This is a genomic window from Methylobacter sp. Wu1 (assembly GCF_036553575.1).
Taxonomy (GTDB): Bacteria; Pseudomonadota; Gammaproteobacteria; order Methylococcales; family Methylomonadaceae; genus Methylobacter.
Genome location: NZ_JAZHOC010000051.1, coordinates 1 through 10175 on the forward strand (window position 1 = coordinate 1; position 10175 = coordinate 10175).

6 protein-coding genes are annotated in these 10175 nt (G+C 49.7%); 3 read left to right on the forward strand and 3 right to left on the reverse strand.

Features of this window, described 5'->3' with window-relative positions:
- Nucleotides 1-187: 187 nt before the first annotated feature.
- Complete coding sequence (locus V2P20_RS09575) at nucleotides 188-1519, forward strand: PepSY-associated TM helix domain-containing protein (protein ID WP_331817982.1); 1332 nt, start codon at nucleotides 188-190, stop codon at nucleotides 1517-1519.
- A gap of 142 nt (nucleotides 1520-1661) precedes the next feature.
- Nucleotides 1662-2666 (forward strand): GTP 3',8-cyclase MoaA, encoded by a 1005-nt coding sequence (gene moaA / locus V2P20_RS09580; protein ID WP_331817983.1) that lies wholly within the window; start codon nucleotides 1662-1664, stop codon nucleotides 2664-2666.
- A 159-nt stretch (nucleotides 2667-2825) separates the two neighbouring features.
- Here the strand turns inward: moaA and V2P20_RS09585 are convergent, their stop codons facing one another.
- Genes V2P20_RS09585 through V2P20_RS09595 form a run of 3 tightly spaced genes read right to left on the reverse strand, consistent with a single transcriptional unit; the run spans nucleotide 2826 to nucleotide 7272 of the window.
- Nucleotides 2826-4175: a TolC family outer membrane protein gene (locus V2P20_RS09585; protein WP_331817984.1), complete on the reverse strand. Its 1350-nt coding sequence runs from the start codon at nucleotides 4173-4175 to the stop codon at nucleotides 2826-2828.
- A 5-nt stretch (nucleotides 4176-4180) separates the two neighbouring features.
- On the reverse strand, nucleotides 4181-5512 hold the full coding sequence (locus tag V2P20_RS09590) for an HlyD family type I secretion periplasmic adaptor subunit (RefSeq protein ID WP_331817985.1): 1332 nt from the start codon (nucleotides 5510-5512) through the stop codon (nucleotides 4181-4183).
- Between the two features lie 11 nt (nucleotides 5513-5523).
- Nucleotides 5524-7272 (reverse strand): type I secretion system permease/ATPase, encoded by a 1749-nt coding sequence (locus V2P20_RS09595; protein WP_331817986.1) that lies wholly within the window; start codon nucleotides 7270-7272, stop codon nucleotides 5524-5526.
- 1056 nt (nucleotides 7273-8328) lie between these two features.
- On the opposite strand from V2P20_RS09595, the gene V2P20_RS09600 reads away from it, so the two are divergent.
- A partial coding sequence (locus V2P20_RS09600; RefSeq protein ID WP_331817987.1) for an Ig-like domain-containing protein occupies nucleotides 8329-10175 on the forward strand: 1847 nt, incomplete at its 3' end.

The following is a 10175-nucleotide window of genomic DNA, read 5'->3' on the forward strand; positions in this document are numbered from 1 at the left end:
TGCTGTTACGACTTTTCGACAAGTTAGGCCTGAGCAGAGATTGCGAAAAAATAGCCCAACTATTTGACGAATTCAGTGACTACGGGACGATTGCCGCATAAAAGTGTCCGAACTATTGATCTGATGCGACAATCCTCGGCGCCTGTGGGATAATATCCCTATTTATTCTACGGCAATCTATCTACTCATGCACCGCATACTGACTCGGCAAACCTGGCTCAAGGTTCATCTTTATCTGGCGCTGACTGCAGGATTTTTTTTCGCCCTGATGGGGCTGACCGGCAGCATCAGCGTGTACTGCGAAGAGATTGATGAACTGCTGAATCCGCAACTTGTTATCGAACAGCCGCAGGGAAAGTATCAGTCGCTGGACCGGATTATGGCTGCGGTGCGGCAGGCGCATCCTGACCGTTACGGCGCCTGGACGCTGGAAATGCCAAGATCGCCTCACGGTATGGTGACGGCCTGGTACGACAAGCCGAGAGAGACCTACTTCGAGCTGTATGCGCCGCTGATGGTGTCGGTCAATCCTTATACGGCGGAAGTTGTCGGCAGCCGTTTCTGGGGACATACCGTGACGACATGGCTGCTGGACCTGCATACCCAGCTTCGGCTCGACCGCTTTGGCTGGAATGCCGTGGGCCTTCTGGGGCTGCTGCTGATGGTTTCTATCGGCACCGGGCTGTATCTGTGGTGGCCCGGTAGGCGGCAGCTCAGGCAAGCGTTCACGATTCGCCCTAATACAGGCATGATTCGGCTGGCTTTCGATCTGCACCGTTTTATCGGGCTGTTCAGCGCCGCTCCCTTGCTGGTGCTGGCGGCCACAGGATGCCTGCTGAGCTATCCTGCGGTGCTGGAATCTCTGGCCGGGGCATCGGGCATGGCGCATGGCGAAACGGGGCGCGACATCATCAGTACGGCGGTTCCCAACAACCACCCCACCGGTTTGGCGGCTGCGACCTTTATGGCCCAGGGGCCTTTTCCGCGCGCCGAACTCAGGCGCATTACGACGCCGGTCGGCGACAACGGCATCTACCGCGTCAATTTGCGCCAGCCGGGCGAAATCAATCAGCGGCATCCGTATACGACGGTCTGGGTGGACCGCTGGAGCGGCCAGATTAAGGAAGTGCGCAACCCTTCTGAATTTTCGGCAGGCGAGACGCTGGCGACCTGGATATGGCCTCTGCATACCGGCGAGGCATTGACTGGCACAGGCCGGTTTATCTGGTTTCTGGCCGGCCAAAGTGTTTTCGTGCTTTATGTCAGCGGTTTGCTGCACTGGCTGTACCGGCGCGGCAAAATCCGGGACAGAAAAGTCGATCTTGCTGCGCTACGGCCGTTTCTTTATCGGCTGGCCCAGAACAGTCAGCGCATCGCCCTGACGCTGTTCCGCTACCTTGCCTTGCTGGCGCAAAAGGCCAAGCCGTTCATTGCAACCGGATTTGCCTTGTTGCTGCAGCAGTTTAACAGATTGCGCGTAGCCATCATGGCGAACCGGCAGAAGCGCATAGGTCATTAAAAAAGCTTAAATGCACAGATAATCTGGATAGATCGGTTGCTTGGTTGTGTCTACAGCGTATTGTATTTTCGAAATGGCCGACAGCGTTTGCAGGGACAATATGATAATATAGCCGGCTCGGATTTATTTACCTTGAGTTAGTATGAATTCTTCTGATCCCGCTCAATTGATCGACCGCTTCGGCAGAAAAGTCGATTACTTGAGGATTTCCATTACCGATCGCTGTGATTTCCGCTGCGTCTACTGCATGGCGGAAGACATGACCTTTTTGCCGCGCACGCAGATTCTGACGCTGGAAGAGATTTATACGCTGGCCAAGGCGTTTGCCGAACTGGGCGTCAAGAAAATCCGCGTGACGGGCGGCGAGCCGCTGGTCAGAAAAGGCGCGCTGGGCCTATTGGAGGATATCGGTAGAATTGAAAGTCTGAATGAGCTGGTTATCACGACGAACGGCTCTCATCTGGCGCCGATGGCGGCTTCATTAAAGAAGGCCGGCGTCAAGCGCATCAATATCAGCCTCGATACGCTCGATGCCGATAAATTCAAGGCCATAACGCGAACCGGTAATCTGGAGCAGGTGCTGAAAGGCATTCAGGCAGCCAAAGCGGTCGGGTTTGAACGGCTGAAAATTAACGCGGTCATCCTGAAAAACCGCAATCATCTGGAAGTCTGCGATCTTGTACGCTTTGCCGTCGATAACGATATTGATATCAGCTTCATCGAGGAAATGCCGTTGGGCATCATCAGTCAGCATGACCGCTCGGAAGCGTATTACTCCAGCGACCTGATCAAAGCCGATTTGGCGCGCGAGTTTACCTTGATAACTTCAACTGAAAAAACCGGCGGACCTTCACGCTATTTCAAAGTGGCCGGCAGCCGGACGCGCGTCGGCTTCATTTCGCCGCACAGTGAAAACTTTTGCAGTACCTGCAACCGCGTGCGCCTGACCGTGGAAGGCCGCTTGCTGTTATGTCTTGGCAATGAGCATTCGGTCGATTTGAAAAAAGTCATGCGAGCGCATCCCGGAGATATGGCCGTTCTGAAACAGGCCATTATCGATGCGATGTCGATCAAGCCCGAAAAGCATGAATTCAATATCCACGAGCAGCCCATCCTCTTGCGGCATATGAGCGTAACAGGCGGATAACGATCCTCTTAGTTTAAAAATAACTTTCTAATGTGTCGATGAAATCGACGCTTATGTGAGGGCGAATTCATTCGCCCTCACACAATGTTGCTCGTCAAAATTCAGGGAAGTTATTCCTCGTCCTATCCTAAGCTGAAAATCTTCTGTCGAACACCAAATCTAACTGGCCTCATTAGCCGAAACTGAACTTTGTTGTGGTTGTTCTGGAGTTATTTCCAGCCAATCATTGACTTCGCGGATATTTTCATCGCTGATCATGCCTATCGCGCGCAAAAAACGGATACGGTTTTTGATGTAACTGTACTTGGCTTGGGACAAGTTTCTTTCCGCCAGATATTCGTCTTCCTGCGCTTCCAATACCTCTCTGACCGTAGCTACGCCGTAGTGGAACGCACGCTCCATCGCTTCCCGGGATTTGACAGCCGACTCGAGCGCTTTACGCGAGGCCATGATGCGTCTGACATTGGCATTCGAAGTTAAAAATGAGTCGCTCGTTTCCTTAATCAGAGCACGTACTTGGGCTTCAAGCTCTTCTTTACTGATTTCCAATCTGTGTTGCGCTTCAAACAGGCGATGCGTCGTGGTGCCGCCCGTGAAAATAGGCACATTGACATTGACGGCGGCTACCTGGGTTTCCAGTTCGGGTATTTGGGCGCTCTGATAACCGGTATTGGTGTTGTAGTAATTGAGCTGCAAATCGACTACCGGCAGATATCGGGACTTCTGGACCGCCACGTCATCGTGTGCCGCTTCGATTGCGCTGAGTAAGGCTGATAATGTCGGGTTTTCGCTTTTGGCTACTTCTAGCCATTGCTCCAAGGGGCCTTCTAATTCCTGATAGTTAATTTGCTCCCTTAATTTTTGTAGCCGCTGCGGCATGGTATTGGTTAACTCCCTCAGGCTTTCCTTGGCCGTCACCAGGATGCTTTCAGCTTCAATTTCATCGGCAGTTATCTTATCCAGCCTGGCTTCCACTTCATATAAACCGGTGATTTTGATCAATTGCTTGGCATACTGCTTCTGGACCTGTTGCAATTGTTTTTGAGTCAAGGCCTTTTGCCGTTGCAGGAAGTACAGCTGGTCTTCCGCTTCCAGCACGCCGAAATAGCGGTCCACCACGTTAAACATCAGGGTATGCCGAGCCTCGGTATGCTCCGCTTCATATTGATGTTTTACTTCGGCGGCCCGCCTCCAGTTCCAGAATTTGGCGAAATCAATTAAAGTCTGGCTCAGGGATACAAAATAGCGCGTGCCGTGATAACTGTCCGAACCGGCATTTTTAATGCGTTGATCGTTGACTGACCAGTTGCCGCTGGCACTGACTTGCGGCAGCATTTCACCCAGCGCCTGGCCTTTCTGGGCTGAACCTATTTCCACCCTCAATGCTGCCGTTTTCAGCTGCGGGTCCGCTTCCAGGGCTTGTTGGTAAATCGTTTGGAGATCTTCGGCATAACCGGCTGGCACCGGCATGACGATCAATAATGCCGTTAATAATGCTGATGTCCTCATTTCGTTTAATCTTCTATAAATGCCCGCGCAAAAGCATTGGTAACCGGTTGCGATAGATACTCAAACAGCGTTCTTTCTCCGGTGTTGATCAGGACCTCAGCCGGCATGCCCGGCAAGAGCTGCAAATCGCCGAGTTTCTGGAAACTTTCCGACGTCAATTCAACACGCGCCAGATAATACGGATTGCCGGTTTTTTCGTCCGTGAACCGGTCAGCCGATAATTGGATGACCTTACCTTCCATGACGGGCGTCAGCGCTTGCTTGAAGGCGCTGAAACGCACTTCCGCCATCAAGCCTACACTCACGCGATCGATATCCAGCGGCGATACTTGCGCCTCAATAATCAGCTCGGCATTTTGCGGGACGATGTCCAATATCGGCTTGCCAGCGGCAATGACGCCGCCTTCGGTATGAACCGACAAACCCAGTACCATGCCGCTCGCCGGCGCTTTGATCACGGTGCGGTTTAATTTATCCTGCGTTGCCGTCAAGCGTTCAGAAGCATCGTAAAGTTGCGCCTGTGCTTCGCTGAGTTTGTTTGCCACTTCCTCCTGAAACTGCTTTTGTATCTGCAGGATTTGCAGTCGATTTTCACTGATTTGCATTTCGCTACTGGCGATTTCTGAACTTAGCTCAGCAATTTCACCGCTAATCAATGCATAATTGCGTTCCAGATCACGCAAGCGCAGCTTGTCTGCGAAGCCTTCAGCCAGTAATTCTTTTAAATCCTGTATCTCTTCGCCATAAGAGGTTATCAGTTCTTTTTTGCTGCGGATTTGTCCTTTCAGACCATCTATTTTGCTGTTGATTTGACTGATACGTTGCTTAAGGACGGCTATTTCTCCTTCATAAGTGTTTTTCCTTGCCATGAAAATGTGCGATTCGGTTTGTTTTGCTTCCGGTATTCTGGGATCGGTCTGGTCTTGCAGCTTTTCCGGATAGCGCACTTCCTGTGCGTTGTCCCGCTCCGCCTGTAAGCGCGCGACTTGCGCCATTAAGGTTATATATTGGCTTTTGATAATTTCCAGTTGTGCTTTGGCCTGGGTGTCATCAAGCATCAGCAGCGGCTGGCCTTCGTTAACGAAATCACTATCCTTGGCCAGTAGTTTAGCCACAATGCCGCCATCCAGATGCTGCACGGTTTTCTTGTAAGACTTGACTGTTACTACGCCCAATGCCAGTGCGGAACTGTCAATAGGGGCAAAGTAGCCCCAACCACCAAAGATGCCGAATGTAATCAATACGATCGTAAAGCCGATATTTCGGATCGGCCGGTCGTCAGTATGCAAGTCAGCTATCCTGGCGACATTGTGTCGCTCAAGTTTTTCTTTCATCATTAATCAGCCGATTAAACGGGATGTGCTACGGGTACGGTTGACGCGGCTGATGCTTGCGGCGGCCGTGGCGCCGGCTGAGCGTTTTGCCTCTGTAAATGAGCTATGACCTGATCGCGCGGGCCGTATACTGCCAAGGCGCCGTCTTGAAGGATTAACAATTTATCGACCTTGGCCAGTACATTGTGGCGATGCGTGATTATGATCACGGTTGATTTTCTTTCCCTGAGTTTCTGGATGGCATTCTCCAAAGCTTTTTCTCCCTGTTCATCAAGATTTGAGTTCGGCTCATCCAGTACCACTAAAATTGGATTGCCATATAATGCTCGTGCCAGGCCAATCCGCTGGCGTTGGCCGCCGGACAGATTGCCGCCGTTAGCGCCGATAAACGTGTCATAACCCTCCGGCAAGCGCAGGATCAATTCATGTACGTCTGCCATTTTGGCCGCTTCCACAACTTTTTCAGGGTCAACAGCGCCGAAACGGACAATATTTTCGCCGATGGTTCCGTCGAATAGCTCGATATCCTGGGGCAGGTAACCAATAAAATTGCCTAGCTGCTGGCGATTCCAGGTAAAAATATCAGCCCCGTCCAAGCGGATGGTGCCGTCAGCCGTTGGCCAAATGCCCAATAAAGCGCGCGCGAACGTCGATTTGCCGGCGCCGCTGGAACCTAAGATGCCGACGGCATCACCCTTTTCAATTGACAGGCTGATGCCTTTGATGGCCGGTAATTTAGCGCCCGGCGGAACGACCACGGCCGCTTCCACTTGTAAGCGGCCTTGCGGATCGGGGAGCGTCATCTTGTCCTGATCCACAGGATTTTGTTTCAGTATTTCATTAAGACGCCGATATTGGCTGCGAGCACTGATGAAACCTTTCCAGGTGGCAATCATTAAATCAATGGGCGCCAGTGCTCTGCCTAATAAGATTGATCCGGCAATCATCAGGCCGGGAGTAATTTCATGGAGAATGACCAGATACGCGCCCAGGCCCAAAATTAACGATTGGGAGGAAAGGCGTATGATTTTTGACAATGCTGTCAACAAACCTGCTCGAGAACTTGCTACAGCTTGCAGTTCCAATACCTTGAGGGCGCCGTCGGACCACCGTTTTCGGATATTGCCTAACATCCCCATCGATTCAATAACTTCAGCGTTTTTAAGGTTCCTATTGAGTTGGCCGCGGCCTGAAATAGCCAAATTGTTCGCTTCCGCTAATATCTTGCCAGTGGTTTTTTCAGTAGCTACTGCAATGATAGCCAAAACAATAGCTGTGAAAACGGCCGCCCAGCCGTACCAGGGATGAAAAACAAACATTAGGGCGATATATACGGGCATCCAAGGCACATCAAAGAAAGCAAACAGTCCATTGCCGGTCATGAATTGCCTTAAGCCGGTTAAGTCGTCTAACGCTTGTGATGTCGCCCTTTGTCCACCTGAATATAATGATTGCTTAAAGGCGATATGAAATAGTCTTTCATTAAGCAGGGTTTCCAAGCGAGTGCTGACCCTGACCAGGATTTGAGAACGCACCCACTCTAATGCCCCTAATGTGATAAACAGCACTATCATGATCAGCGTCAGCATGAGTAATGTCGATTGATTGCCGGTCGGCACCACGCGATCATAAACTTGTAGCATATAAATAGAAGGAATAACCATCAGAAAATTGATGATCATGCTGAAACCAGCGGCTGATAAAAAAGCCCCCTTGCACAGACTTAAAGCTTTTTCCAAATCCGATTTAGTCGAAACTTCCATTTTGCACAAAGTAACATCAAAAAGATTAGTATTGTGACATAAATTCAGGGGAAGATATATAAATTGACCCTATCAATATAGGGTAATCGTATTAATTATCATTTGGTAAATGAAGTTAAGTCGACTGTGTGTTTTTACTAGAGACATGACTCCCGATATTTTAGTCGGGAAGTATAAGTTAAATTTATTTTTAGCAGATGCGCAGTTTGAGTAAATTCGTTAGACTTATAGTGTACTATAGGTTATATAGGGTGAAATTTTTTCAATTTTTGTATTCAGAATTATTATAGCGATAGATCAGTATCTTTCAGAAAAATATTTCTCCATATTTAAAGAATTTACTTATTGCGCCTATAAGGCTGTAATTATCTTAGGAACTGTTTAATTATTCTGAGATGTTTGATAATTAGGGATGTATAAAAATCTAGCCAGTGCTATGGAGTGGCAGCTTGAAGTGATCAGGAACTGATCGAAAGTATTCAAGAAAACTTGGTATTACACTGCCGTTTTATATTATTCCCATCTAAGCCATTATATTTTTACGATAGGATAGTCCTGACTAATAAGGGTTACAGCTTTAACAAAGCCTTATGTTTTCAAGCAAGAAGAGAGTAAAACTTTTGTATCTTTCAAATATTATCTTTAGATACATCTGTAAGAATTGGAGCTTAATTTTAGAAAAGCAAATGCATAAAAGAGCCGCGCTTTTATAGGAAAGGTATAAGCTCAAAGAAAATAGTATTTGCGCCTGATTTCTATCTTTGCTCACATAGTTAGGGCTAGACAGTTAATTCTACTTCAAAAGTGAGAGTCACAGATGCTTATGTTTCTTGAAATGTTTTTTACATTTTAGTTTTGAGGAATGGAAATGATCTATCTGGTGAATAAGAGGACATAACTTCATTCTTGTTATTTGTAATTAAATATGAAGTTAATGCTTCATAAGATTGGAAATTTTTGAGACGGAGGGCAAAAAACAAAAAACAAAAAACAAAAGATGAAAAATAAATATGCAGACTCTGCTGATGAATTTAATTTACTGTCGAAATAAAATTTATGAACGAAACAACTGAGACAATAGAAGTATACGATTCCTATGGCGTATTAATTGGCTATAACGTCATTACTAATTACGATGACGGCCAGGGCAACACTAGCAGCAGCACCAGCTATTACGATGTAAACTGGAACTCTCTGGGCGGCACTTCCACCTCAACCGATAGTCAAGGCTATAGCTACACCTCCGATTGGAGCAACAGCACCAGCACCGACAGCGCCGGCAACACCGTCCAAACCTACACCAGCAACTGGTCGGACAGCAACGGAGGCAGCGGCTCCAGCGAGTCGACTTCCATCTATGACGCAAACTGGAATCAACTGAGCGGCAATGGCACCTCCAGCTACAGCGACGGTCTAGGCTATAGCTACACCTCCGATTGGAGCAATAGCACCAACACCGACAGTGCCGGCAATACCGTTCAGACTTATACCAGCAGCTGGTCGGACAGTTACGGCAATAGCGGCTCCAGCGAATCGACCTACGGCTACGATGCCAACGGGAACTCCTGGGGCAGCAGCACCTTTACCGATGGCCTGGGCTATAGCTCCACCTCCAGCTGGAATAGCAGCGCCAGCACCGACAGCGCCGGCAACACCGTCCAAACCTACACCAGCAACTGGTCGGACAGCAACGGAGGCAGCGGCTCCAGCGAGTCGACTTCCATCTATGACGCGAACGGAAACTCCTGGGGCAGCAGCACTACTACCGACAGCCAAGGCTACAGCTACACCTCAGACTGGAGCAACAGCACCAGCACCGACAGCGCCGGCAATACCGTACAAACCTACACCAGCAGCTGGTCGGACAGCAACGGAGGCGGCGGCTCCAGTACGTCGACTTACACCTATGATGCCGGCGGCCAGTTTATTGGCAGCACATACTTTGACGGTATTACTACCACGGTATATGACAGCAACTGGAATATCGTGAGCCAAAGCGCCGATGTTTCGCAGCTCACTCCGGACGGCCAAGGCGGTTATTTCCATGATGACGGTTACGGCAATATCACCACTTATGACGCGAACGGCGTGGTAACCGGACATAGCAGCACCTACAGCTACGATGACGGCTTGGGCAACAGCTACAGCAGCACCAGCTATTATGATGCGAACGGAAACTCCTGGGGCAGCAGCACCTCTACCGATAGTCAAGGCTATAGCTACACCTCAGACTGGAACAACAGCACCAGCACCGACAGCGCCGGCAACACCGTCCAGACCTACAGCAGCTGGTCGGACAGCAACGGAGGCAGCGGTTCCAGCGAGTCGACTTCCACCTACGACGCGAGTGGAAACTCCTGGGGCAGCAGCACCACTACCGACAATCAGGGCTACAGTTACACCTCAGAATGGAGTAACATCACCAGCACTGACAGCGCCGGCAATACCGTGCAAACCTACAGCAGCAGCTGGTCGGACAGCAACGGAGGCAGCGGCTCCAGCGAGTCGACTTACACTTATGATGCCGGCGGCCAGTTTATTGGCAGCACATACTCTGACGGCATCACTACCACCTGGTACGATAGTAATGGGCAAATTATTGACCAAGTGTCTTCAGACGAGACTGCGCCGACACTGCAGTTCACCACACCGCAGGATGATGCGCTTGATGTGGCGGTCAACAGCGATATTACCTTGACCTTTGACGAAAGCATCAAAGCCGGCAGCGGCAATATTGTCATTAGTGACGGTCTGGGCGACGTGCGCACTATCGACATCAACGATGGCAGCCAGGTGAGTTTTGGCTTCAGTAAGAACGGCACGACCAATACCGTAACCATCAATCCGGCGGAAGATCTGCTGACAGACAGCAATTATTTCGTCCAGCTGGACGCGGGCGTGGT

Bases quoted from the DNA above. Each gene is read 5' to 3' on its own strand.
- V2P20_RS09575 (WP_331817982.1), top strand. From the start codon at position 188: ATGCACCGCATACTGACTCGGCAAACCTGGCTCAAGGTTCATCTTTAT.
- moaA (WP_331817983.1), top strand. From the start codon at position 1,662: ATGAATTCTTCTGATCCCGCTCAATTGATCGACCGCTTCGGCAGAAAA.
- V2P20_RS09585 (WP_331817984.1), bottom strand. From the start codon at position 4,175: ATGAGGACATCAGCATTATTAACGGCATTATTGATCGTCATGCCGGTG.
- V2P20_RS09590 (WP_331817985.1), bottom strand. From the start codon at position 5,512: ATGATGAAAGAAAAACTTGAGCGACACAATGTCGCCAGGATAGCTGAC.
- V2P20_RS09595 (WP_331817986.1), bottom strand. From the start codon at position 7,272: ATGGAAGTTTCGACTAAATCGGATTTGGAAAAAGCTTTAAGTCTGTGC.